The organism is Ornithinibacillus xuwenensis (assembly GCF_039614845.1).
GTDB classification, from domain to species: domain Bacteria; phylum Bacillota; class Bacilli; order Bacillales; family Amphibacillaceae; genus Ornithinibacillus; species Ornithinibacillus xuwenensis.
Genome location: NZ_JBDIML010000003.1, coordinates 189,523 through 214,251, shown reverse-complemented (window position 1 = coordinate 214,251; position 24,729 = coordinate 189,523). Strand labels below are relative to the sequence as shown.

The 24,729-nt window shown below is 35.0% G+C and carries 29 protein-coding genes; 22 read left to right on the top strand and 7 right to left on the bottom strand.

Features of this window, described 5'->3' with window-relative positions:
• Positions 1–15 precede the first annotated feature (15 nt).
• The 4 genes from ABC228_RS10440 (at position 16) to ABC228_RS10425 (ending at position 3,533) form a co-directional block, all read left to right on the top strand.
• Positions 16–900: an ABC transporter ATP-binding protein gene (locus ABC228_RS10440; protein WP_345825077.1), complete on the top strand. Its 885-nt coding sequence runs from the start codon at positions 16–18 to the stop codon at positions 898–900.
• Positions 897–2,015: an ABC transporter permease gene (locus ABC228_RS10435; RefSeq protein WP_345825076.1), complete on the top strand. Its 1,119-nt coding sequence runs from the start codon at positions 897–899 to the stop codon at positions 2,013–2,015. Before ABC228_RS10440 ends, ABC228_RS10435 begins: the two co-directional genes overlap by 4 nt.
• A gap of 437 nt (positions 2,016–2,452) precedes the next feature.
• The gene (locus ABC228_RS10430; protein WP_345825075.1) at positions 2,453–2,872 is read left to right on the top strand and encodes a MerR family transcriptional regulator; all 420 of its coding nucleotides are present in this window, start codon (positions 2,453–2,455) and stop codon (positions 2,870–2,872) included.
• Between the two features lie 85 nt (positions 2,873–2,957).
• Positions 2,958–3,533 (top strand): sugar O-acetyltransferase, encoded by a 576-nt coding sequence (locus ABC228_RS10425; RefSeq protein ID WP_345825074.1) that lies wholly within the window; start codon positions 2,958–2,960, stop codon positions 3,531–3,533.
• Between the two features lie 161 nt (positions 3,534–3,694).
• On the opposite strand, the gene ABC228_RS10420 is transcribed toward ABC228_RS10425, so the two are convergent.
• Positions 3,695–4,069, bottom strand: a complete 375-nt coding sequence (locus ABC228_RS10420; protein ID WP_345825073.1) for a DUF2255 family protein — start codon at positions 4,067–4,069, stop codon at positions 3,695–3,697.
• A 576-nt stretch (positions 4,070–4,645) separates the two neighbouring features.
• On the opposite strand from ABC228_RS10420, the gene ABC228_RS10415 reads away from it, so the two are divergent.
• The 3 genes from ABC228_RS10415 (at position 4,646) to ABC228_RS10405 (ending at position 7,180) form a co-directional block, all read left to right on the top strand.
• Positions 4,646–5,512, top strand: a complete 867-nt coding sequence (locus ABC228_RS10415; RefSeq protein ID WP_345825072.1) for an aldo/keto reductase — start codon at positions 4,646–4,648, stop codon at positions 5,510–5,512.
• A gap of 376 nt (positions 5,513–5,888) precedes the next feature.
• Positions 5,889–6,644: a carboxymuconolactone decarboxylase family protein gene (locus ABC228_RS10410; RefSeq protein ID WP_345825071.1), complete on the top strand. Its 756-nt coding sequence runs from the start codon at positions 5,889–5,891 to the stop codon at positions 6,642–6,644.
• Positions 6,645–6,772: 128 nt separating this feature from the next.
• The gene (locus ABC228_RS10405; RefSeq protein ID WP_345825070.1) at positions 6,773–7,180 is read left to right on the top strand and encodes a cupin domain-containing protein; all 408 of its coding nucleotides are present in this window, start codon (positions 6,773–6,775) and stop codon (positions 7,178–7,180) included.
• A gap of 238 nt (positions 7,181–7,418) precedes the next feature.
• Here the strand turns inward: ABC228_RS10405 and ABC228_RS10400 are convergent, their stop codons facing one another.
• From ABC228_RS10400 to ABC228_RS10375, 6 genes are all read right to left on the bottom strand, one after another.
• Positions 7,419–8,123, bottom strand: coding sequence for a hypothetical protein (locus ABC228_RS10400; protein ID WP_345825069.1), 705 nt, complete (start codon positions 8,121–8,123; stop codon positions 7,419–7,421).
• A gap of 26 nt (positions 8,124–8,149) precedes the next feature.
• Entirely contained in the window at positions 8,150–9,040 is an 891-nt protein-coding gene (locus ABC228_RS10395) for an ATP-binding cassette domain-containing protein (protein WP_345825068.1), read from the bottom strand.
• A 48-nt stretch (positions 9,041–9,088) separates the two neighbouring features.
• Positions 9,089–10,249: a hypothetical protein gene (locus tag ABC228_RS10390; RefSeq protein ID WP_345825067.1), complete on the bottom strand. Its 1,161-nt coding sequence runs from the start codon at positions 10,247–10,249 to the stop codon at positions 9,089–9,091.
• Between the two features lie 26 nt (positions 10,250–10,275).
• Positions 10,276–11,505, bottom strand: coding sequence for a hypothetical protein (locus ABC228_RS10385; protein WP_345825066.1), 1,230 nt, complete (start codon positions 11,503–11,505; stop codon positions 10,276–10,278).
• 553 nt (positions 11,506–12,058) lie between these two features.
• Positions 12,059–12,976: an ABC transporter permease gene (locus tag ABC228_RS10380; RefSeq protein WP_345825065.1), complete on the bottom strand. Its 918-nt coding sequence runs from the start codon at positions 12,974–12,976 to the stop codon at positions 12,059–12,061.
• The gene (locus ABC228_RS10375) at positions 12,969–13,832 is read right to left on the bottom strand and encodes an ABC transporter permease subunit (protein ID WP_345825064.1); all 864 of its coding nucleotides are present in this window, start codon (positions 13,830–13,832) and stop codon (positions 12,969–12,971) included. Before ABC228_RS10375 ends, ABC228_RS10380 begins: the two co-directional genes overlap by 8 nt.
• Before the next feature lie 183 nt (positions 13,833–14,015).
• Here ABC228_RS10375 and ABC228_RS10370 point away from each other — a divergent pair, with 183 nt between their 5' ends.
• The 15 genes from ABC228_RS10370 to ABC228_RS10300 all read left to right on the top strand — a co-directional run bounded on the left by ABC228_RS10370 (position 14,016) and on the right by ABC228_RS10300 (position 24,721).
• Positions 14,016–14,177, top strand: coding sequence for a hypothetical protein (locus tag ABC228_RS10370; RefSeq protein WP_345825063.1), 162 nt, complete (start codon positions 14,016–14,018; stop codon positions 14,175–14,177).
• Positions 14,178–14,225: 48 nt separating this feature from the next.
• Positions 14,226–14,351, top strand: a complete 126-nt coding sequence (locus ABC228_RS10365) for a DUF6254 family protein (RefSeq protein WP_345825062.1) — start codon at positions 14,226–14,228, stop codon at positions 14,349–14,351.
• Positions 14,352–14,490: 139 nt separating this feature from the next.
• Entirely contained in the window at positions 14,491–15,291 is an 801-nt protein-coding gene (proC, locus tag ABC228_RS10360) for a pyrroline-5-carboxylate reductase (RefSeq protein WP_345825061.1), read from the top strand.
• Between the two features lie 140 nt (positions 15,292–15,431).
• Entirely contained in the window at positions 15,432–16,400 is a 969-nt protein-coding gene (locus ABC228_RS10355) for an L-lactate dehydrogenase (RefSeq protein WP_427902225.1), read from the top strand.
• Positions 16,401–16,499: 99 nt separating this feature from the next.
• Positions 16,500–16,613, top strand: a complete 114-nt coding sequence (locus tag ABC228_RS10350) for an RAxF-45 family protein (protein ID WP_345825060.1) — start codon at positions 16,500–16,502, stop codon at positions 16,611–16,613.
• 169 nt (positions 16,614–16,782) lie between these two features.
• Positions 16,783–18,639, top strand: a complete 1,857-nt coding sequence (abc-f, locus tag ABC228_RS10345; protein ID WP_345825059.1) for a ribosomal protection-like ABC-F family protein — start codon at positions 16,783–16,785, stop codon at positions 18,637–18,639.
• Between the two features lie 183 nt (positions 18,640–18,822).
• Positions 18,823–19,566 (top strand): DUF3784 domain-containing protein, encoded by a 744-nt coding sequence (locus tag ABC228_RS10340; protein WP_345825058.1) that lies wholly within the window; start codon positions 18,823–18,825, stop codon positions 19,564–19,566.
• A gap of 270 nt (positions 19,567–19,836) precedes the next feature.
• Positions 19,837–19,947: a YjcZ family sporulation protein gene (locus ABC228_RS10335; protein ID WP_345825057.1), complete on the top strand. Its 111-nt coding sequence runs from the start codon at positions 19,837–19,839 to the stop codon at positions 19,945–19,947.
• A gap of 41 nt (positions 19,948–19,988) precedes the next feature.
• Positions 19,989–20,138 (top strand): YjcZ family sporulation protein, encoded by a 150-nt coding sequence (locus tag ABC228_RS10330; protein WP_345825056.1) that lies wholly within the window; start codon positions 19,989–19,991, stop codon positions 20,136–20,138.
• A 497-nt stretch (positions 20,139–20,635) separates the two neighbouring features.
• Positions 20,636–21,199, top strand: coding sequence for a histidine phosphatase family protein (locus ABC228_RS10325; RefSeq protein ID WP_345825055.1), 564 nt, complete (start codon positions 20,636–20,638; stop codon positions 21,197–21,199).
• An 11-nt stretch (positions 21,200–21,210) separates the two neighbouring features.
• Complete coding sequence (locus ABC228_RS10320; RefSeq protein WP_345825054.1) at positions 21,211–21,744, top strand: DNA topology modulation protein; 534 nt, start codon at positions 21,211–21,213, stop codon at positions 21,742–21,744.
• Complete coding sequence (locus ABC228_RS10315) at positions 21,734–22,321, top strand: GNAT family N-acetyltransferase (RefSeq protein WP_345825053.1); 588 nt, start codon at positions 21,734–21,736, stop codon at positions 22,319–22,321. The genes ABC228_RS10320 and ABC228_RS10315 overlap by 11 nt, the downstream gene beginning before the upstream one ends.
• A gap of 42 nt (positions 22,322–22,363) precedes the next feature.
• Complete coding sequence (locus ABC228_RS10310) at positions 22,364–22,858, top strand: GNAT family N-acetyltransferase (protein ID WP_345825052.1); 495 nt, start codon at positions 22,364–22,366, stop codon at positions 22,856–22,858.
• 93 nt (positions 22,859–22,951) lie between these two features.
• Positions 22,952–23,704, top strand: a complete 753-nt coding sequence (locus ABC228_RS10305) for an RNA polymerase sigma factor (protein WP_345825051.1) — start codon at positions 22,952–22,954, stop codon at positions 23,702–23,704.
• Positions 23,705–23,722: 18 nt separating this feature from the next.
• A complete protein-coding gene (locus ABC228_RS10300; RefSeq protein WP_345825050.1) occupies positions 23,723–24,721 on the top strand; it encodes a hypothetical protein in 999 nt (332 codons plus the stop codon).
• The last annotated feature ends 8 nt before the right edge of the window (positions 24,722–24,729 follow it).

The window sequence follows — 24,729 nt, the reverse complement described above, 5'->3', positions numbered from 1 at the left end:
TTTGGGAGTGATGACATGATTGTAGAAGTAAATAATTTAAAGAAACGTTATAAAAAGCAACTGGTACTAAAAGGAATTAATATAAAAGTTGACAGTCCAGAAATAATAGCGTTAGTAGGCCCAAATGGTTCTGGAAAAACAACTTTATTAAACTGTATGACCAATCTACTTTCCTTTCAAGAAGGAGATGTTAAGGTATTGGGAAAAAAACATACGGATGCTAATCTTTTCTATGATGTATCTTATTTACAGGATAACCGTATTCTTTATGGAAATCTAACTGGTTATGACCATCTGAAATTTGTTTGTAGTGTGCAAAAAATAGCCGTTTCTAAGATTAAAGAGGTTGCAACGCGGGTTGGAATGGAAACGTATTTGAGAAAGAGAGTACGTAATTATTCTCTTGGCATGAAGCAACATCTTTTACTGGCAATGGTTATTATTAATGAGCCGAAGCTTTTATTAATGGATGAACCATTAAATGGATTAGATCCAACAAGTGCGCTTAATATGCGTAAGATTCTACTTGAATTATATAAAGATGGAACGACCATCATTGTTTCCTCACATAATTTAGATGAGATTGATCGCCTAACCAATACGATCTATTTTATGAAAGATGGTGCTCTATTAAAAGAATCACTCCAAGATATTGCAAAGAAAAAGTACCTCATTACGGTGAATGATATAGAAAAAGCTAAGAAAGTATTGAATGATAAGGATATTTCCTATTCCATAACTGATCAATACCAATTGGGATTTGAAGAAACGGATACGGAATTGCAGTGTTTCATTGACTGTTTAAATGACAATAGTATTATGATTACAGATATTGAAGTTCAAAAAGTGGGAGCTGAAAAACGGTATCGTGAATTGTTTGAAGAGGAGTTATCCTCATGAGACTGTTGTCATTTGAGTTAAAAAAGATACTGTTTAGTAAAAAATTCTTATATATCTTAATTGGGATTGTTATTGGTGTCGCTTTTTTGATGGCCCGAAATTTTATATTTGAATCGTCTATTGAAAAAGAGGCCAGCGAGCGGGTTGATGAGTTATTAGAGATCAATTTTGCTAATGCAAAGATGCACCAGTCTATCCTTGAGGAAGATCCAGAGAATGAAGAGGAACAGGAACTCAGACGGTTAAATAGTGCTATGATCAATAATCTGTATGAAGCGAGGAATGTACTAGAACCAAATCAATTTCAACAAAGATTGAGACTTCAGAATGTGTACTACTCAACTGGTAAGGAGTATAAAGAAAAAGGGGGGGAACACTCGTTAACCTTTCAAGAAATCTCCCATTCTTTAGCATTAAATAAAAAACTGCTCGAGTCAACTATCCCACCTGAACATGAAACTTACAGTAGAGCCTTTCCGAATTTTATAAAACAAGTGATAGATTTGTTTATAACGTTAGGTGCGCTTATTATTGTTTTATTAGTACTGGGAGAAATAATGTCATCCGAGTTTGAAAATCGTTCTATTAATTTATTGTTTACTCAGCCATTAAAACGGACTCATATTCTAGCAAGCAAGTTTTGGAGTTCGATTATTGCTTATATGATGACAACCGTATTTCTATTTGCGGTAACCTTCATAATTGGATATGTATTTGGATATCAAGGAACATTTAACTATCCTATTGTTATAGAAGTGAATGATACGATAGAATTTTTAACAATAGCAGAGTATATGATGTTTGCCATTATTGCAGTATCATTAAGTGTATTTATGATTATTGCTCTTTGTTTATTGTTTAGCTTGTTTTTTAAACATACATTAGCTACACTCTTTGCTGTCTTATTAGCACTGCTTGTTGGTTATGGGCTGTCTGCGATGGTTTCATGGACACCGTTCACTTGGGTTAACCCATTTCAATATTTACTTCCTAAAGAGATTATCTTGTTTCAAAATGGAAGGGTTTGGTGGCAAGGGATTCCAGCTATTCTTGTGTTGACGACTTGTAGTTATTTGGTAGCTAACCAGAAGGTTAAGACAAGTAAGGTGGATTAACTATCAAATCTTAAACAATACAAAAATGCCAACGTAATCCTATAAATTTCGTTGGCATTTTCCATTGCTAAAACGTAAATCAACCCCAAAAGCTAGGTATAGAAAAAGAATTCATCCGTGGAACAGTTTCATCAGCACTACCACCGAAGGCGTATATTGTTAGTGTGAGAAAATTTTTATCTGTAAAAACATATTTGTAATTGGAATATTTAATGTCATAGTAATAAATGTTGTGAAAATTTCACTTGTGTCTTCGTTAAAAAGATACCACACAAAAATTGTAACACTATTTTGATTGACTTAGAGTTAACTTTAAGGAGTAAAATAACCACAACAATTTGAGGGGTTTTGATATTAATTTGTCAATATTAAATGTAAGGAAAAAATAACTAAAGTACATACTAATTAATTCGAATTCACTATATGGAGGTGTAAAGATGGCGTATCGCATTGGAGAGCTCTCAAAACTAATAGGAATAAGTGAGCATACATTAAGATATTACGAAAAAGAAGGTCTGGTGGTACCTGAGCGAGATAAGAATAATATTCGGCACTACTCTGAAGACAATAAATTATGGGCAGAATTCATCTTACATATGAAAGGAACAGGAATGTCATTAGATGATCTGAAAAGTTATACTCAGTTATGGAAATCAGGAGAAGAAGGTACTGAGGGACTGCTTGAGATTCTCATTAGTCACCGAGGAAAAGTAATGAATCAGTTGGAAAACTATAAAAAAAATTTGGAGTTATTAAATACTAAGATTGATTTTTATCAGAGTAGTATTGAGAAAAATAAGGCGGCCAATCTATATGAAAAATTTGTCCACATAAAGAAAAATAGAGATAAGTTATAAATAATGAAAGACAAATCTTTTTAAAAGCAACTGCTGATGAATGTGTTAGTTTGCTCAGAAATTCTTACTTATGAGGAGGATCTAAATGGATATCCAAGATTTTTTAGCGCATTTAAATCGTGGTGAAACAGTTGAGGGTGGTTCTGAGATACACCAAAAGATGCACAAAGTCTCTCAAGAAGCTTTAAAATTAACCGCTGAAATGAACGGCCACTATCATACTCCAGAAAGAATTATTGAATTATTTTCCCGTATAATTGGCAAACCGGTAGATAGTACATTTGCCATATTTCCTCCTTTTTACACGGATTGTGGAAAAAACATTAGTGTGGGTAAGAATGTTTTTATCAACTCAGGATGCCGATTTCAAGATCAGGGAGGCATTACCATTGGTAATGGTGTTTTCATTGGGCACAATGTAGTATTGGCTACCCTTAATCACGATATTAATCCTAAAAAGCGTAGCACCATGCATCCTGCACCAATAAGAATTGGTGATAATGTATGGATTGGCGCAAATGCCACGGTCTTACCAGGAGTTACCCTTGGTGAAGGGGCTATTATTGCTGCTGGTGCAGTTGTAAACAAGAATGTACCTCCCAATGTTATTGTTGGAGGCGTACCTGCGAAGGTAATAAAAAAAATTGAGATTGAACAATAATATTTTTTCATTATGTTTAACATCCTATTAATATATGAGCTCAATAGCAGAAAAACAAGATTCTACCTAATACTAAGGTGAAATCTTGTTTTTCTCATTAGGTACTATTCATAGAAAAACTAATTTTTATGACAATGTCCGATTGTAAATTTTTATTCTGTTTAACCTCTTGGCATCAACTTTATTGTAGCAGAACGAGAACGTTCGCTAATCATTGGACTAAGATATGGACTATTATGATATTTTTTGCGATAGGCATTGTCAATAGTCTCGTTTATTGAATCGTTAGCAGGTTCAAAAGCGACTTCCTTTGTTAATCCTGCAATCGTAATACGACCCGCTTTCTGTTGTAAAGCTGCATTATACCAGCTAGAACTTTGCCCGTTGTATGCCCGTACATAGAGGTCATCTTCAACTACTACAGACCAAATCCAGGTCGGTGTGCCGTTTGTAATCCCGTCCTCACGAAAAGGTGATATATGAAGATCATCCGCTGCTTTGATTTTACCAAGCTCTTCTTTTGACCATTTTGACATTATTAATCCCCCTATAATTTACTGAGTATATGATTAAAATAAATAGTTAATAGGTACGTATACTGTTTCTTTTAGTCAAGTTGTTCATATTTATTCATTTAGTCACTCCTTTAAGAACTTTTTCTCACAAAATAAAGTCTATTACTTAGAGTAGGCTTTAATGCAAGAGGTAAGCCTTTAGAGAAATAGAAAAACAATTCAATGTAACTTTTTATATGTACACTTTCAAAAGAATTTAACATGATATTTTCCTTGTATTAACTCTGAATTGTCTATAGATTAATCTCATAATATTTACAGCTGAAATATTAAGATATAAGTCCGTTTTTACTCCGGGGATGTGACATTTTTATATACAAGTTACTATGAACTTATTCCTTCAGGGGAGTTTGGCAATTGTATTTAAGTCATTATTGAAGAATTTATTTTTCTATAATTTTTAAAAAGAGTGTTGACCTAAAGTGAACTCTAAGTAATATACTTTGTTTATTACGTATTTAGGTAAATGTAATAGATTCATTTATTTGGAATATGTAAGGGCAGCTTACCAATATAGAATATAAGGAGAGGTTTTATATGATTTTACAAGAAAAATATAATTTACCTAATGGAATTGAGATTCCTAAATTAGGTCTAGGAACGTGGATGATTGAAAATGAAGATATGGCACAAGCTGTGGTAGATGCTGTGAAAATCGGTTATCGTCACATTGATACAGCACAGGCATATGCCAATGAAAGTGGTGTTGGAGACGGAATTAGAGCTTGTGGTGTAAACAGAGAGGAATTGTTTATTACTACAAAACTTGCTGCAGAAGTAAAGACATATGAAGAAGCTATTACAGCAATTGATCAATCACTTGAAACTATGGGACTTGATTATATTGATATGATGTTAATTCACAGTCCACAACCATGGATGGAATTTGGTGAAGAAGACCGGTTCTTCGAAGGAAATCGTGAAGCGTGGAGAGCTCTTGAGGAAGCTTACCAAGCCGGGAAACTTCGTGCTATTGGTCTATCTAATTTTCAAAAAGAAGACCTAGATAATATTCTTAGTACTTGTACAGTTAAACCAATGGTAAATCAAATTTTAGCGCATATAAGCAATACACCGCTAGAATTAATACAATATTCCCAGAAACTAGGCATTCTAGTAGAGGCTTATTCACCGATTGCCCATGGAGAATTATTGAAGAATCAACAAGTTGTAGATATCGCAGAAAAATACGGTGTTTCAGTACCTCAATTAAGTATTAGATATGATATACAGCTGGGTCTTCTTCCTCTACCTAAAACTGCAAATCCAGAGCATATGAAAAATAATGCAGAAGTAGATTTCATTATTTCTGAAGCTGACATGGAGTTCTTGAGAAATCTGGAACGCATTAAAGATTATGGTGAGGCAAGTGTAATGCCTGTATTTGGTGGTAAGCTGAAATAGTCAGTTACAAAAACGAATACGAATAAAAGGTCAATTATCCTCAAAATATTGATAGAGCAGAACTATCTATTCTGCTCTTTTTACTATTTATCCTAGATGCTTTAGTTAAATGTTAAATTAGAAAGTCTCTTAGTGAGTAACCAGGGAAACTAAATGGCTAAAAAGCAGTTGAGGTTCATTTGATTTACGAATCAATAGTCCTAAGTAGTATAGGTCAAGTTGTACATTTTAAAAAATAGCTACTAATGATTTAGAGTTATGTCTACGGATATAATGTGGACTGTACTATAAATTTTATTTAATTATGTTATTGTATTCAAGTTTACTGTCTTTTAAATATTCGGATGAATGTAGTCGTTTAATATGGAGGATTGTCATGAATCGTATTGAAAAGAGTAAGGAAAAACTTAACCATCTATTTGGTGAAGTAATACCAGCCACATATATTACCGATCCAAATTTTCAGGAATCCTTAAGTCGTTTTATTTTTGGCGAGGTATTTTATCAAGGTGATCTTGATGATAAACAGCGTGAGCTTATCACATTGGTAGTGCTTACCACTAACCAGACTTTGTCACAGCTTCCTGCACATGTTCAAGGTGCACTAAACGTTGGATTGACAGCTTTAGAAATCCAAGAGGCAATTTACCAGTGTGCTCCTTACATCGGGTTTCCTAAAACGCTAAGTGCTCTAGAACAAGTAAATGAGGTATTTAGGGCCAACAAAATTAAAATGCCAATTGAAAGCGAAAAGCAAGTTGATGAAGATAATCGTTATGATAAGGGACTGGCAGTACAAAAAGAAATTTTTGGTGACATTATTGAAAAAATGCAAGAAAGTGTTCCATCAAATCAAAAGCATATACAGGAGTATCTGTCTGCTTTTTGTTTTGGTGACTTCTACACCCGTGGTGGACTTGATTTGAAAACGCGGGAGTTGCTTACATTTTGCATAATAAGTTGCTTAGGAGGTAGTGAAGTACAAGTAAAGGCGCATGTACAGGGAAATATGAATGTTGGTAATAACAAGGAAACATTAATAACTGCAATTACCCATTGCATTCCATATATGGGTTTTCCGAGAACGTTGAATGCATTAAGTTGTGTTAATGAAGTTATACCTGAAAATTAATAATAAATAAAGTTACTTGAACAATCCCCTTATACACTGAACAGCTTATAATTCTAATTAATTTATACTTAGTTACGTTCATTATTTCAGGACAATAAATAATACAAAAATAATTGGAGGAATTAGAAATGGCGAAGCATGAAGATGTAAAGAATGGTGTTATTTTTCCTGTAGGTGAAAAAAATGAAGCATTTTCTCAATTTTTTGTAGGGCAAAGTTATCTTAAACCACTGATTTTTGATCCAAAAGTGAATGTGAATGTTGGAAATGTGACCTTTGAACCAGGATGCAGAAATAACTGGCATATTCACCGTGATGGTTATCAGCTGTTATTGATAACTGGTGGCGAAGGGTGGTATCAAGAAGAAGGAAAGCCTGCTCAATTTTTAGAAGCTGGTGATGTTGTCGTAACTTATGATGGTGTTAAACACTGGCATGGTGCTACAAAAGACAGCTGGTTTGAACATATTGCAATCACTGCAGGTACGCCGGAATGGTTGGAACCAGTTGCCGATGAAGACTACAATAAATTATAAAATGAAAAGCGCATCGATTCACTTGATTCGGTGCGCTTATCGTTAATGTTTAACTATCATTTAGCTTTTGGCGCTGCCATAATATAACGTATGTAATGAAATCTAATTGAGGCATTAATTTTGCCATTGACAGAGCATCTAACTAGTATTGTATAGAACAAGTTCAAAGACCTGTGGTCTGAACATCTCTATAAAATAAAGGTGAATACTAATATGCTTAGTACTCACCACTAACAAATTACGATGCTTCGGGTTCAAATTTTAAATAGGATAATCCAGAAATCTTTAATTTTTGTCCTTTCTTTAATTCAATTTCAATCTTGGAATCTGTAGAACTATTGAGTATTTCATAAAGTTTAGGCGATTCTCCCTCTTCAAAAACCTGTAAATCTCCAAATGCAAATTCGGATGCGGCAATCACCGAATACTTTCCTGCTTCAATATCCTTCCCAACTTCCCATATCCCTGCTGTTAGTTCATTTGAAATTTGTGTAGAGGCAGGAACAATCAAGGCTTGATCTAATCCATCAATATGAACTTTATGTACGCCATTTAAATCAAGGGTTACACTATTAACACCATAAGCGCTATCAACTAATTCATTAAGTAGAAGCTGCCCTTCGTCATCATAGACGAGAATTCTACCTGACTGGGGAAGACCGTCGAGTACTTCACCAATACCAATCACGTATCGTCCTTCAGGAAGAACAATGTCCTCACCCTTGCCTTCGATAGGGTGAATGAACACTTCTTTTGCTTCCAAATTACTACGGTCAATAGAATCGTAAATGGTATCGCTAATATCGCCAATTATTTCCTCTTTTTCTATGCCGATGATTTCATTGTTCGCTTGATAATGTAATACCTTTTCCGAAGGTTGTTCTTGACAGCCGATTAACACGGATAAACTAGTGACAAAAACAAGTCCTATCATTCGTTTCATTTTGTATGCCTCCTAGCCAATTGCTATCATTTTTCATGGAAATATTTTTCATAGTATTCTGGTGTTCCCAGTGGTCCAATCGTTAGTTCCTTTTCTTTGTAATCAGATAGTCTTTCAACCCATTCCTTTTGTGTTTCCATATCCATATTAGCAATTGGGATACAGCATAATCGTTCGGCAATATAGAGGTGATCGTCTGGCAGTGTATATTTCATTTTTTCATATTGTTCCAGCGTTAACTCGAGTTTTATATATTCTTCCGTTGATTCATTTAAGGATTGTTGGTGAACAATATCACCAGCTTTTAAATATAGAACACGATCTGCGTATAAGTCCAGATTCGCTAGTAAATGAGAAGCTACGAAAATGAGCTTTCCATCTTGCTTCATCTTCATTAGATGTTTAGAAATAAGAGATACATTGGCTATATCCAACCCGTTCATTACTTCATCCATAAGCATGATTGGTGTGTCAGCTGCTGCAATCATGGCAAAGCATAGTCTTTGTCTCATACCTAACGAATACGTTTTTACCTTCTTTTTTACGTAACTTTCCATTTGTAATTGCTCATATATGTCTTTAACATGCTTCGTTGAGCCTTTCCACATATTAGCATAAAGCTTCATATGATCAACGCCAGTCAATTCTTCAAATAAATCACCCTGGTCTGGGAAAGTAGCCAGTTGTTTGTGGATGGAAATCTCTTTTCTTTCCGTTTTGTATTGAAGATTTTCATTAAACGTAACACGACCCTTATTTGGTTTTAAAAAGTTCGATATTACGTTAAATAAGGTAGTTTTACCTGTCCCATTTGGGGCAACTAATCCAATTATTTCCCCGCTGTTTGCTTCGAAAGATAGGTTGTCTAATACTACTTTGTCTTTATATTTTACAGAGATATTTTCCAGTTTTAACATGACAATCCTCTTTTCTAATCATAATATGAAAGCCGATCTTATCATCTATTAAAAAGCTCTTTCTAACGGTAAATCTTTTGGAACCCTATGATAATTAAATTTATTGATGGCATAAATCGTTGCAAATACGAGAATAGTGATAATCCCTAAATAAGCCATCGCATTCCAATAATCAATGGAACTATTTCCTAATTCTGTAGCTAGTTCACCTGAAAGAACTTTGTTAACATCAATAAATTTAATAGGATGTAAAAATGTTGCTTTAAATCCTGCTGCCATCGCAATATCAGGAAGAATAAATATACCTAATCCAATTAATATATTGGCGAATGCATTTTTGAAAAGCATATTAAGTAAAATAGATAGAAATAATAATAAAAGAGTAGCCAGTGCTAGTCCTAAGAACATATAGAGTAGATACTGTCCAGTTGAAACAGCGATATAATCTTCATTTTGATAAATTAAGATCGGAAAAGAAAAATCACCGGCATTAAATTTCTTCGTGACATAGATACTTCCAATAACAAAACCAACAAGTAAAAAGGCTATAATGTGGAAAAATTGAATCATCACTTTACTGATGACCTTGCTCATGAACGATAAAGGAAATCCTCTCATGACAGATTGATGACTTTTTTCATATAGTAGCATTTCATTTCCGCTAATTAATACAATGACAAGAAATAATAATCCCGACAACATGGTAAGTACATTGGTAAAATAATGGTTCGTAGCAAAGGAGTCCGACTCAATTGGTAAATCATGGTCTTGAATATAATGTAGTAATGCATCCTCTTTTAGTATTTCTTCCTTTGGAACAATTAAGTGATCAGGAATTCCAGCATTCCCTAGTTCATGTACTTTAAGACGTAATTGATTTATCTCCAGCCCATTCTCTATATACTGCTCACTATCATTCCCATTACCAATAAACCAAAGCTGCATCCCTAATAATGACTGGATTTGTGTGTGATAATTGTATACTTCTGCAACTTCAGGAATATCGTGACGCAATAAATCAAGGTGCTCAAACACTGCATAGGACGTATTCGTTTCGGTTCTTTTCTGATCTGTTAAAGGTATCGGTTCCTCTTGGCTATAGTACATGAAAAATAAAATGAAGAAGAACAATAGGAATACCGCAATGAACCAACTTTTTCGGTTTCTTAATAATAAATCCATTTCAAAGCGTGTAAATTTCCAAAACATATCGACTTTCCTTTCTGACTTAGACATCATGCCGCTTTTCTGTAAAAACGACGTTTACTTACGATTCGAGATACTACAAAAAGGCAAATTTCTAGGACTAGAATTGTACAGAGTAAAACTAGAATTCCTTTTTCATAGGTTATTGATTCTAAATGGACTAAATAAAATTTTTCACCTGAAATTACTCTACCAAAGTCAAAATAAGTCTGTGGTAAATTACTTATTTCAATACCAAATAAATCCGTTAATGTTCTAGAATAGTAGATTCGCTCTGAGAATAAAATTACGCTGCTAACCATCAGAACAATCCAAGAATTTTTAAAAATTAGGCTTAATATTGCATTTAAACGGATGAATAGATAAACAAGAATCGGTATCATACCAAGAGCTAATAATAGGAACTTCGCTATGGAAATCGTATCGTATTCACTAAATCGATAGCCGAAATAATCATCCGGCTGAGAACTAGGTAATGTAATTGGTACAGATAATTTTAAGGATCCAAATCCACTTTGAATCGATATAATAATCAGTGCTAAGAGTAGTAAACCAAATAGAATAAATAAGGTATAGCCAAATATAACCCCTGATTTTACATTGATTAGTCGATACCATCCGATAGGCATCCCCTGTAAAAGGGTTCGGTGCTGCCGGTCCTTGCTTAACATGTCACTACTAAAATAAATGGCGCAAAATAGTACAATAAAGGCTGATGTACCGAGAAGAAAATTGGTAACGGTTTGTAATGCTGTTTTTTGTTCAATCATTTCATATGTAACCGGAATATTCGCATCTAAATAACCTTGATATCGTAGGTTTTTTAGGTTAGTATCACGATTTGCATCCAGTCCGGGGTAGGGCGCATTAGCAATTAACATCCAGTCTCGGCTAGCGCTTTGAAAGTCATAATCGAAACCTTTCATTCTTAACTGAATAAAACGGTCGAAATCCTTATCTTCAAATGCATTAACCATTCTAGATTGGACTTTTAAAGCATATCTTTTACTCGCATATGGAGTTCCAGTCATTTGGCCGAAGCCTGTCCCACCTCTACTCTCCATTCCTTGTGTCACAGCTTCTAAGTTTTTCAGTTCGCTCTTCATTTCCTCTACATCAAAAGAATCTGGTGTTTCCTGTGAGGGTAGAACAATAAGTGCGTAACTTAGGATTAAGCTTACAAGCGCAATGAGAAATAATATATTTTTTTTGTTTCGCAATGTCATTTTAAATTCGTGAATCATCATGGATTTAAGCATCTTCGAATTCCCCTTTAGATTGCAATTACTCTTTTTTTATTTTTGCAAGTTTACAGAAAATTATTGTTTTATTAAGTATAATTGTTTGTAATATAATTGTAAAATATTACTTTACTGGGGAATGATAGAATAACAGATTTGTAGATTATGATTCCTCTGATGGAATGAAAATTCTTACCTAAACCAATATTGTACATTGAATTATTATTGTTATAAGACTAATATGAAGAAAGTAATCCCTCCTTCTCAAGACACTCATTTGGCTCGGATAGAGTGATGTTTTCAGGAGGGTAGCGAAGAAATTAAGATATTACTAATAGAGATTATTCGAGGATTAAAAAATTGGTTAGCAAAATTAAACATTGGATTTCTTCCATTTCGAATATCCACAGGAAATCACTTGCTTCCATTTTTAACTATTATATTTCTATTTGTGTGGATATAATTTGAGTGAATTGCGTGGACTAAAATTAAGGTGAGAATCTAATTGGATAGAGAGAAAGTCAAAAATCCATCCTTATTATACCAAGGATGGATTATTCCATAGAATCAATTAAATGTGCGGATACTTTTGCAAAGTTGATTTCTGCTTTAATTCAATTCCTCTCGACAGCATATAGAACGAAAATAATAGAATGATGAACGCGAGTAACGGGAAGTATAGAATCCATTGATAATCATAAACAAAGGATCTCCACTGCCCAATCAGTCCAGCCCAATCACGACTAATCGAGATATAAACTGGTGGCCCACCTAACCGAAGGATTGTACCACCAAGGAAAAGGTTAAAAATACCGAGCTGACCAATTAGCGTTAACACTAATATAATTTCTTTAACGAACATGACAAGTAATGTGCCCTTTAAATGTGGAAGGATATGCTTCCACATGATACGGAATTTTCCAGCGCCTAAGGCCTTTGTCGCTGTAATATAGAGTTCCTTCTTTAATTCTCCCGTTTTACTGTAAACTGCAGAGTAAACCCCAGGAAACCCGACTAATATCATGAGAAATGATTGCAATATCACCAGTTCCATTGTAGATAATGCGGAATTAATTGTAATTCCAATGAGTAAAAAATAAACAATCAAAAAGGCAGGAATACTCCCTAATAAACTGAAAATGGAACTCGATTTCTTTTCGACTTGGCCAGATAATCCGAACCACATGCCGAGTGAACCACCGATAATGATTCTAAGTAACGAAACTCCTATCCCAACAAAAATGGTGTACTTGGCTCCATATAGAAGCAGAGTCAGGATATCGTATCCCCACTCGTCAGTACCCAAGAGATGCTCTTTTGAAGGTGGGTATGGTGAAGAATAAAAACCAAAATCATCATCACTATTATAGTAATAACCAGATGGCTCCATAAAATCTTTTTCGTATGGAGCAAGTGCTGTTCCGAATATGGCAATAAGTAGTATAAGACCGGTGGAGATCATACCAAACCATAATCGCCAATTAGTCATGAGCAAACACCCTCTCCAAAATAAAAATAAGTAAGCGAATACACCAGTAAAGCAATAAATACAGTAGGAGTAAGGAGAACAATGTATTCACGACAAGATTATATTGGTACAACGTTCCATCAAATAAGTTAGCGGTGATACCTCTAATATTAAATAAGTATTCGACTATAAATAAGTTGCTCATCATGATTGCCAGTACTTTATGTATGTCAGCCTTCAAGAATGGAAGAACATTTCGAACAACATGGTGAATAAAAACATAACCTTTCCTTAATCCCTTTGCTTTTGCTGTTAAAATGTAATCCTCTGTAAGAACATCATAAGTCTTTTCGGATAAAGTACGGATTAAATATATGGTGGGTACAATTGTTAAGGTAATTAGCGGAAGTAATAGTGCATTTTCATCGGTAGAACGTGATGCAATTTTTGCAATCTTTAGTCCAGTAGTTTGATAAACAAACACAACACTTAGCTGCAAAAACAATACAAAGATGAAATCGGGAATCGTCCCGAAAAATCCAATGATATCCTTTAACCATTCTTTTTTGGACTTGCTATGCCAAGCAGAGACTAGCATTCCAATACAAACACTCAAAAAACCAGCTATTAATAGATAAGTAAAGGAAGTAAAAAAATACGATGGTAAATCCGTAAATATATTTAGAATTCGATCCTTTCCTTCCTGATATGTAAAGGACTCCCCATTGAACAGTCCGCCTATATATTGTTGAATCAAATCGTAAATCGATTGAATACTCAATGCTAAATCACCGTTAGATATGGTTAGTGAAAATGGTATTGCCGCTAGAAAAAATATAAATATAACGACGCCAACTAGAGAAATAGTAATGCGCATAAATGATCATCCTTGTAGTTTATGATTAATAGATAAGTAAAAATTACCACTTACAGAAAATTTGGTCAAGTTAAAATAAACTTAATACTATTTATTTTTTGAAGCTAATATTATTGCAAGTTTCCTCCTTTAGAATAATTCGTTTTCGATTTCTCATACTAAGTCAGAAAAGGAGGGATATTCATGGCGAAACGTACGAAGAAAAATGATCCACAGCAAAAAAATAAACAAGGTTTCGACTCTAGTAAGATTGATTCGGAATTTGCAAAAGAATTCGGAAGCACAAATGCCAATAAGGCACATAAGAACAAAGCCAAGAAAGAGCGAGCAAATAAGCAAAAATAATAATGTCGGATAGTTAACGACTCATGAAGGAAGAAGGGAGGAAGAAAAGTGTCAAATCCCAAAAGTAGAGAAGAAAGACAATGGCGAGGTAGAAAAAACTCACAAAATCCACATGGAAAAGTAAAGTCTTTTGAACAGCTGTCCAAAGAATCAGGAGCAGATAATCATCAATAATTCCTTCATAATACCCAAGCATTCTTAATGCTTGGGTATTCATGATATTACATTTAGCCATAATAATTTCCCGTTTGCCAGAAAACTATCTTTATATTAAAATATATCTTTGTATTTCAACTAAGAGAGGATACTATAAATGAAGCGGAATATCGGTTTTATTGGCAGTGGAAAAATGGCAGAAGCAATTATCGGTGGGATTGTAAGTTCAGACTTTACCCAACCTGAAAATATTTTTGCATCAAACCGAACGATACCAAAGTTACTAGATTTACAGGTAACTTATGGTATACAGGTTGCTGAGAGTAATATAGATATTGCTAGAAAATGTGATATAGTATTTCTTTCGGTTACACCAGATAAATACCCAGCTGTAATTGATGAAATAAAAGATTATGTAAGAGAAGATGTTATTGTTGTTCTCATTGCTGCCGGCCAAACAATTGCAATGAATGTGGAACGTTTTAATAAAGAGGAACTCAAAATGGTTAAAGCTATGCCAAATACACCGGTGCTCGTTGGAGCAGGCTTAACGAGTATTAGCTTTAATCAATTTGTAACTGAAGCGGAACAGGAAGAGATAAAGCAGCTATTTGAAAGTTTTGGAAAAGCTGAAATTATTGACGAAGAATTGATGGACACTGCAAGTGCGGTCGGCGGTTCTTCTCCAGCATTTGTTTATATGTTTATAGAAGCATTAGCAGATGCAGCTGTTGTAAATGGAATGCCAAGGCAACAAGCCTATAATATTGCTGCACAAGCCGTACTAGGTTCTGCTAAAATGGTATTGGATACAGCAATTCATCCTGGAAAATTGAAGGATGATGTATGTTCTCCTGGTGGATCTACGATTCAATCTATTGCTAGTTTAGAAGAGAATGGATTTCGTTCGGCTATAATAAAAGCAGTTCAAGCAAATGTCGATAAATTAACTAAATAATATGAAAAATGACTCCTACTTTCGTGAAAGGTAGGAGATTTTTTATTTTACGAAGAATATTCTAGCAATACATCGCATATTATAAAGGTTGTTATGATAGGGGAATTGTTTTCAAAACGAGAAAATGGTGGTGTATCTGCTTGAAATTGACAGTTAATAATAATGCTAGAAGAGTAGCGTTAATCGGTACCGGATTTGTAGGTTCTAGTTATGCATTTGCACTCATGAATCAGGGGATAGTGAATGAGTTAATTTTGATTGATTTGAATGAAGAAAAAGCAAAAGGTGATGTGCTTGATTTAAATCATGGAAAAGCATTTACCAATAATCCTACATTAATCAAATACGGTACCTATAAAGATTGCGCAAATGTTGATTTAGTTGTTATTTGTGCTGGTGCAAATCAAAAGCCTGGTGAAACTCGCCTTGATTTAATCGATAAAAATATTAAAATTTTCAAAAGTATTGTAGAAGAAGTGATGGAAAGTGGATTTAATGGGATTTTTCTGGTTGCGACAAACCCCGTAGATATTTTAACTTATGCAACCTGGAAATTCAGTGGTCTTACAAAAGAACGAGTTATTGGTTCCGGAACAATTTTAGATTCCGCTCGGTTTCGATACTCGTTAGGGGATTATTTTGATGTTGCACCTAAAAATGTTCACGCCTATATTATCGGTGAGCATGGTGATAGTGAATTACCGGTGTATAGTGCTGCTTATATCGGATCTATTCCAGTAGAGTCCTATATCGAACAGCATGCAGCCTACAAAAAAGAGGACTTAGATAATCTATTCATCGACGTAAGAGATGCTGCCTATAAGATAATCCAGAGTAAGGGAGCAACCTATTATGGAATTGCGATGGGTCTTGCTCGCATTACGAAAGCAATCTTTACAAATGAAAATGCTATTTTAACTGTTTCAGCATTATTATACGGCGAATATGGAGAAGAAAATGTTTATATAGGTGTTCCCGCAGTTATTAATTTAAATGGTGTTCGTGAAATTATGCAATTGAACTTAAATAATAAAGAACAAGCTCTTTTTAGAAAGAGTGCATCCATTCTGCGACAGAATTTAACCACATACTTTGGTGAGGTAACATAAATTTGGTTACCAAATCAGACAGAATAAAAGAATAGATTGAATTTTTCCGCAAGCTGATATATAATGATTTGTAATAATTATGAACGGAGGTGGATGAAGATGTTGAAAACTGTTTTATTGCACGATTATTGGATTAATTTCCTTTATTTCGTTCGTGCAAAATTTGCTGTAGTTGCTGCTGACGGGATACGTATGCCCTTTTTTAGCAACTAAATAGCAAGTGTAAAACGGTGAAAACATCTCTTAATCCACAAAAAAATGATAGAAGGCAGGAGAGCGTTTTTTACGCTCTCTTTTTCTTTGCCAGCTATGCAAGTACAAAGTCATGGATGAAGTTTATTCGCCATGGCTTTTTTGTATGTATTCAAGGAGGAATTTAATCATGATTATATGTAGTGTCAATAATATTAAGAAAATGTATGGTGGAAATATTATTTTTGAAGATATCTCGTTTGAAATAAAAGAAGGGAATCGAGTTGCTCTAGTCGGTCGAAATGGTAGTGGTAAAACGACAGTGTTCCGTTTATTATCAGGTAATGAAGCACCAGATTCGGGAGTAATTCACTGGAAAAAGGGATTACAAATAGGTTACCTCGAGCAGAATCCAACCTTTCCTGGAGACTACACGGTGAAACAAGTTCTTTATACAGCATTTACTTCTCTGGTCTCTTTAGAAGAAAAAATAAAAGACATTGAAATTGAAATGAGCCAGGAGCTGAATAAAGTTAAATTAGAAAAGCTAATACGCGATTATGGGAATTATCAAGATCAGTTCGTCTTACAGGGTGGTTATGAAATGGAAGCTACCATTGAAAAGGTAGTAAATGGCTTAAACATAGCTAATTTACTAGAGAAAGATTTTGTAATGTTAAGTGGTGGTGAGAAAACCAAGGTTGGTCTTGCTTTAACCTTACTGAGACGCCCAGACCTCTTGTTGTTAGACGAACCAACGAATCACTTAGACTTAATGGCTGTAGAATGGTTAGGTGATTTTTTAAAAGAGTATAGTGGAACAGTTGTCATTGTATCACATGACCGGTATTTTTTAGATGAGGTTGTTACACAAGTGCTCGATATGGAAGATGGTGACATTACATGTTACCGTTCAAATTTTTCTGGTTATGTAAAGGAAAAGGAAGCGCGTTTACTCAAGGAATTTCAAGCATATGAAGAGCAGCAAAAAAAGATAAAGAAAATGAGGGAAGCCATTAAACGCCTTAAAGAGTGGGCAAACCAGGCAAACCCGCCAAACGAAGGCCTTCATAAACGAGCAAGAAATATGGAAAGAGCGCTAGAAAGAATGGAGAAGCTGAATCGACCAATTATTCATCGCAAAAAAATGAATCTTGAGATGGAGGCATCAGAACGAAGTGGAAAAGATGTCATTATGCTAAAGAATGTTTCCAAACGGTTTGATGATAAGCTGCTATTTAAAAATGTAAGTATCCATGTAACCTATTTAGAGCGAGTAGCAATAATCGGAGAAAATGGAACAGGAAAGTCATCATTAATTAAAATGATTCTAGACCAATTAACAACAGATAGTGGTGAAGTTAAAGTTGGTAGTAATGTGAGAATTGGATACCTTTCTCAACATGTATTTTCAGATATTGAAGATACCACCATTATCGATGCTTTTCGTGATGAAATTAATGTCACAGAGGGAGAGGCAAGGCATATATTAGCGAGATTCCTGTTTTATGGGCATGCAGTATTTCGAAAGCTGTCACAGCTAAGTGGTGGAGAACGTATGAGACTTCGACTTGCACAGCTCATGTACCAGGATGTGAATTTGCTTATTTTAGACGAACCGACGAATCATCTCGACATAGAATCAAAAGAGGTTTTAGAGGATGCACTTGAAGACTATAATGGAACAATTTTAGCGGTATCGCATGATCGTTATTTTCTTAATAAATTATTTGATAAGATATATTGGATTGAGTCGCAAACAGTTCATGCGATTGAAGGGAATTATGATTATGCAAAGACTAAAATGCTTGAACAAAGGGTGGATAGGAAGCCTGAAGTGAAGAAGAAAGTTGATAATTGTACGAAGAAGAGAAGTAATACGCAAGTAATACCATCACTTCAAGAGTTAGAGGTATTAGAACAGAAAATCCTTGAGCTTGAAATGCAATTAGAACATACGAATGATTTAGAGGTACTACAAAAGCTCTTTGAAGAGAAGAAGGAATTAGAAAAACGCTGGGAAACTTTATGTGAACAAATAGGATAATGGTCAGACAGTTTTTAAGACTGAACTCTGTCATGAAGCGTTCAGTCTTTTTTTATTAGAATAAACGTTGTCTATTCTATAGATGAAGGCAGTCTAATGAAACATTTCCACTGTATCGTTCGTATAACTAGTTAGAATAATACGGTACATGACTTAAATTTCGGACAGTATGAGGTGCATTCCATGTCAAATAGCATGTTGATTTTTATCGTCGTAATGGGTTGGACGCTAATTGTTTTTGGAGGTATAACGTATTTAATCGTCAAGAAAAAGGAATATAGCTTAATATCAGGTTTTTATAATCGTCCTAAAGAAGAACAAGAGTATTTAATCCAATATGGTTATATTGAAAAAATGGGAAAAGTATTACTTATTTCATTTTACTTATTAATCATTGCTACACTTCTAACTGTTTTCGGGGTGCCTTACGGAATAGAGATCGGATTTGGTTTATTTATGCTCGAATTACTAGGTGGAATAATCTATATTCAAAAATATGAAGTGCCCCATAAACGAAAAAAATATTATCTTCTCTATGGAATAATTACATTCGTAACCATAGGTATTGTTGGTGGTTTATTTGTAATGGGAAATATGAAGAGCGAGTTTGTAATTAAGAACGATACCTTCATCATTTCCGGTATGTATGGCGTAGAATGGTCTGTTGAAGAGATAGAAAAAGTTGAGTTATTGGATCAGCTTCCGGAAATAATGTTTAAGAATAGTGGTTTATCCTCCACGACCACTAAAAAAGGAAAGTTTACATTAGAAGCTCCTTATGGAAAAGGAAGATTATTTGTTCAAGTGAAGAATTCCCCATTTATTTATGTTTCGACTAAAGAAGATTATGTCATCATTAATCGCGATTCACCTAAAGAAACAAAAGCTGTTTATCAACAATTACTTAAATTGATAAGTCTTCAATAAGTTGAGTGTATTTTCTGCTTTTCACATGCATTTCTAATGATAGCTTCTGGTCCCATTGATGGTAGATATAACTGCTGGTTATCAATGGAACCTTTTTATCTAAAAAAATAATTACCCATAACCCATATAGAAAAGGGTTGCTCATAACTTCATCGAGAATATTACCCGTGTGTATGTTTACCTATTTTCCCCTTAAATAGGGTATTATCCCTATCACAACTACATCATTATCCATATAGTAATTGTGTAATGATTAAGGAGGTGTAGTGAATGAGTGAATCAGTAGCTGGTTACGGTGGAGGTTTTGCTCTTATCGTAGTACTGTTTATCTTATTAATAATTGTTGGGTCTGCTTACGTCGGATCTGGATATGGTTATTAATAAGTTATCTCCCAATCATTCATGAAGAAAGGAGAATCTATATGGGTTTTGGTAATCCTTATGGTGGCTATGGCTACAATAGCTGTGGTTATGGCTATGGAAATGTAGGAGGCTATGGAACTGGAGGTAGCTTCACGTTAATTGTAGTATTATTTATTCTATTAATCATCGTAGGTGCAGCTTGGCTTTAATTACACGATAATTGAATAAACATGTTGCATTAGATGTTAACAGGACGATTCTCAGTTAAAATTGGTTATATTTCCTCTTTTTTAACTATAAATTTTTGGAGCAGTCTGGTATAAGACTGCTCTATTTTTCTTTGTTCATTATTCGTATCGTTGAAAGTTTTGTCTAAGTAATTTCTACTTCATTTAGCTTTTCATTAACTGCTTGGTCACTGTAATGCCTCATCTCGACTTCCTGCAGGAGCAATTATCATGAGTCCGTTCTCCTTATACCAACCAGAGTGGTACTCACTTTGTTCACGTAAGCCAATGGTGAATGCTTCAAATTTCTCATCTATAAAAAAGGATACCTGGAGAATAAACAGATCCTACATCAATTATTTGAATGACGCCATCATTTCAACATGTTGAGAGAACTGAGTAAAAGGACTTGTTTTTTCTGTTTATTCGAAATCTTAATTGTGCTAATCTTGACTATATAATGTTAGACAGGTGATAAAATGTATACCAATATTTATTTTGTAAGACATGCTCACTCGACGTATACTCCAGATGAGCTAAATAGACCATTATCGGTTAAAGGCTTTAAGGATGTAAATCTTGTGACCAAGCTTTTACAGAACAAACAAATTGATGTCGTGTACGCAAGCCCATATCGACGGGCAATTCAAACTGTACAAGGGATTGCTGATTACATAGGAAAAGAGATTACTTATGAAGAGCGCTTTAAGGAAAGGAAACTAGCAGAGAAGCCTGTAGCTGATTTTGAAACAGGCATCAAGCAAGTTTGGGAGAATCCAAATTTCTGTTTGAAAGGTGGTGAGTCAAATATAGCTGCACAGGGTAGAGGAGTTGAGGCACTAATCCATCTATTAGAAGAACAACAATCGAAAAATATTGTCGTTGGTACACATGGAAACATTATGGTATTAATGATGAATTATTTTGATAAAACTTATGGATTAGAATTTTGGAAAGAACTTCAGATGCCAGATATTTATCAGCTTTCATTTGACGGTACAACATTATTAGCAATTAAAAGGATTTGGAACGAACATCCATAAGGGGGAGAAAGTTGAAACGAGTTGCCATTATTGGGTCAGGTGGTTCAGGTAAATCTACTCTGGCCAGGAAATTAGGAGAGAAACTACAAATTAACGTGTACCATCTAGATGCTTTATTTTGGAGGTCCGGATGGGTTGGGACCTCTAAAGAAGAACAACGATCTGTTCAGGAGAACTTAGTTGGCCAAGAGAAGTGGATTATGGATGGTAACTATGGAGGAACAATTGATATTCGTTTAAATCATGCAGATACGATTATCTTTTTAGATATTCCAAGAATTACGTGCTTGATAAGAGTAATCAAACGAAGAATCCAATACCGAAAATCTCCCCGTCCAGATATGGGAGAGGGTTGCAATGAGCGTTTAGATGCTGAATTTGTAAAGTGGGTTTGGAACTATCCGAAAGTAAAGAAACCAGCTATAGTAGAAAAATTAGCGCTTCTATCTGATAGAAAAGAAGTGATTATCCTTTCTTCTACCAGAGCGGTGAATGATTTCTTGCAACATGTGAAAATGAGAGAGGAAGAGTTTATTGGAAATTAGAGCATATGAACCAACAGATGAGCAAGGGTGGGTACGCTGTCGGGTACTCGCTTTCTTAGATACAGCCTATTATGATAATGTTCTTCAGCATAAAGAGAAATATGAACATCCTGCGATTGAGCTAGTTGCTGTTATCGATGGAGCCATTGTTGGGATTTTAGATATTGAGTATGAAGTCAAAGAAAAGACGGTATGTTCGAGGGGAACAGGTCTTGGTGGCATGATTTGGCATATTGCAGTACATCCAGATTATCGCAGAAAAGGAATTGCTTCCAAACTATTACAGAGGGGCGAAGAAATCGCCAAAGAAAAGAAGTTAAATCGGTTGGAAGCATGGACTAGAGATGACGAGTGGGTCAATCTATGGTATAAGAAAAGTGGATTTAAGCAAGTTGATTCCTATTTACATGTTTATCTGGACGGCAATAAAGAGTTAAGTGGCCATATCGGTACTGAGGATAGACACCTCATTCCAATTCATGCTTTTGCACATTATGTTGGAGAAGAAAGAGAACGAATGAAACGCAATTTTAAACGTGTACATGATTGTGTTTGTTATGAGAAGGTAGTAGGCTAACGAAGAATTAGATTCATTCATTAATTAATAGGAGTTTTGCTTATGACGATAAAAATAGTTAAAGCGGATACAAGTCATGTCGAAGGGATTGCAAAAGTCTGCACGGATGCTACACGAGCAACCTATCGTGATATTTATACGGACGAACAAATAGAGACGATAATAAAAGAATTTTATAAGCCGGAAAGAATACTAAAGGAAGTATCAACGACGACAGAAGGATGGGGCGGATATTTTGTCGCAGTGGAAGATGATGTTGTCATTGGTGCAGGTGGCGGAGGGATGATTCGTAAGGATGTCGGAGAAATATATGTTTTGTATTTAAAACCTGACAGGCGGAATGAAGGAATTGGCACGTATTTAGTACATGCCATTACGGAACAACAAAAAGAATATCACGCGAAAGAACAATGGGTTTCTGTACAGAAAGGAAATGAAAAGGGAATTCCATTTTACGAAGCAAAAGGATTTCAATTTCAATATGAAGAAACAGAAAATGGCTATATTTCATTGCGGTATAAACGAAGTATTCATTAAAAAATATCATTTTAGTAAGTTATTTTCTAATTACATGATAGAAAATGGAACATCCTGGCATCTAGCTAGTAGAGTGGGAGGAAGTGAAGATAAATGATAAAGGAATTTGTACTTGACAGCTTAGTACCTCCAATACGTCAGGATGAACAGGATGGAATATCTAATGAAAAATTGGTTAATCGAGCAAGAGGTGGCGATCAAGAGGCCTTCAGTGAACTAGTAAGGCAATATCGAGCAAAGGCTTATGGATGGGCCAATTCCGTTGCAAAAGATACCTTTTTAGCAGAGGACATCGTACAAGATGCCTTATTACGAGCATTTTTAAAACTAGGCACCTTAATGGATTCTAAAAAGTTTCTGCCTTGGTTGAGACAAATAGTTCGTAATGAAGCATACATGAAAATGCGACGGGGAGGTCCGTTTCGAAACGAACAGCCAGTTAGTGGAATCCAAACAAATACCTTACATAAGGATGTAGTTGATTTCTCAAATATAGATTCAATACTATCCTTTGTTGCATATTCATCTTCGGAAAAAGCAAGGGTAGAAGGTCCTGAGGAGCATCTCATTCGTTTGGAGATGATGGAAAGTATCCAAACCCTTCTACACTGTTTAAGTCCTCGTGAAAAAAAGATATTTGAAGCACATTTTTTTGAGGCAATTTCACCAGCTGAGCTCGCTTCACTGTTTGACACGTCAACGGCTAATATATACAATGTGCTGTCTAGGTCAAGAGTGAAGATTCGAAAGGAACAAATTCGGCTATCTATTCATGCCTATACTAAAAAAAGAGCGGATAAAGGCTTAACTAGGAAAAAAATTCTTCCAACCCCACCAACATTATAGCAAAGGGGGAAATATGCTTTGAATATACATGAAAGAGATTGGACAACTACCAGAACATCTGCTGCTAGTGCTATTTATGGTGCTTTGAGCTACCTCGATGAAAATGCGTTTTCTTTAATTGACGTAATGGGGCTGACGGGGCATGCATTTCGTATGAATATTGATCCGAAAAAGGTACACCCTGCCGGACCAACTGCTTTTCCTGGTGGTTATATATTGCGACGAAATTTATGTAATCTAGGCTTTACTAGCTGTCTAGCTGATCCGGCAGCGCCAGTACCACCAGATAAGCTTCAAAAAACGTTTAGCATAATCCAAGAATCTATTGATCATGGTATTCCGGCAATATCATATGATTTGTTTTCAACAGAATTTGGGTTAATTTATGGGTATGATGATGATTCTCAGGAATTTTATGCAAAGGATCCATCTAATGATGGTGTCATAACCTATGCAGATTTTTCAGAAGCAAAGGGATTTATTTTTATTACGACAATTAGTGAAAAACTACCTCATTCTAAATATGAGATGCTTCGAATGGCACTTGATATGATAGTTGACCATGCTCGTGGTAGAGAATGGAACCATATATTTAATGGTAATTTTGTGATGGGCCTGGATGGCTTTGAGGCATGGATTAAGGTATTTGAAAAAGGAACGGTTGATCCACTAGGTAACGCCTATAATGCAGCGGTTATTGCAGATGCTAGACAATTTGCTGTGAAATTTTTAGAAGAATTAACAATGAAATGGAATGGAACAAATGTTGTTGAACGTGGAGTACGCAAGCTTGCAGGAGAGGCTAGAGAATTCTACATCGTATCCGCTGAAGCCTTTGAGCAGTTAACGAGATTGTTTCCATTTCCTAATGGGGGGATACCAAATGATCATAACTCTTCTAATAAAGCGATTGAATTATTGAGAAATGCAGAAGCAGCTGAACATGAAGGAATAAAGGTAATTGAGAAATTACTTCAATTTATGAAGGGTTATTACTCTGAAAAATGGATTTATTAATAGGGGGA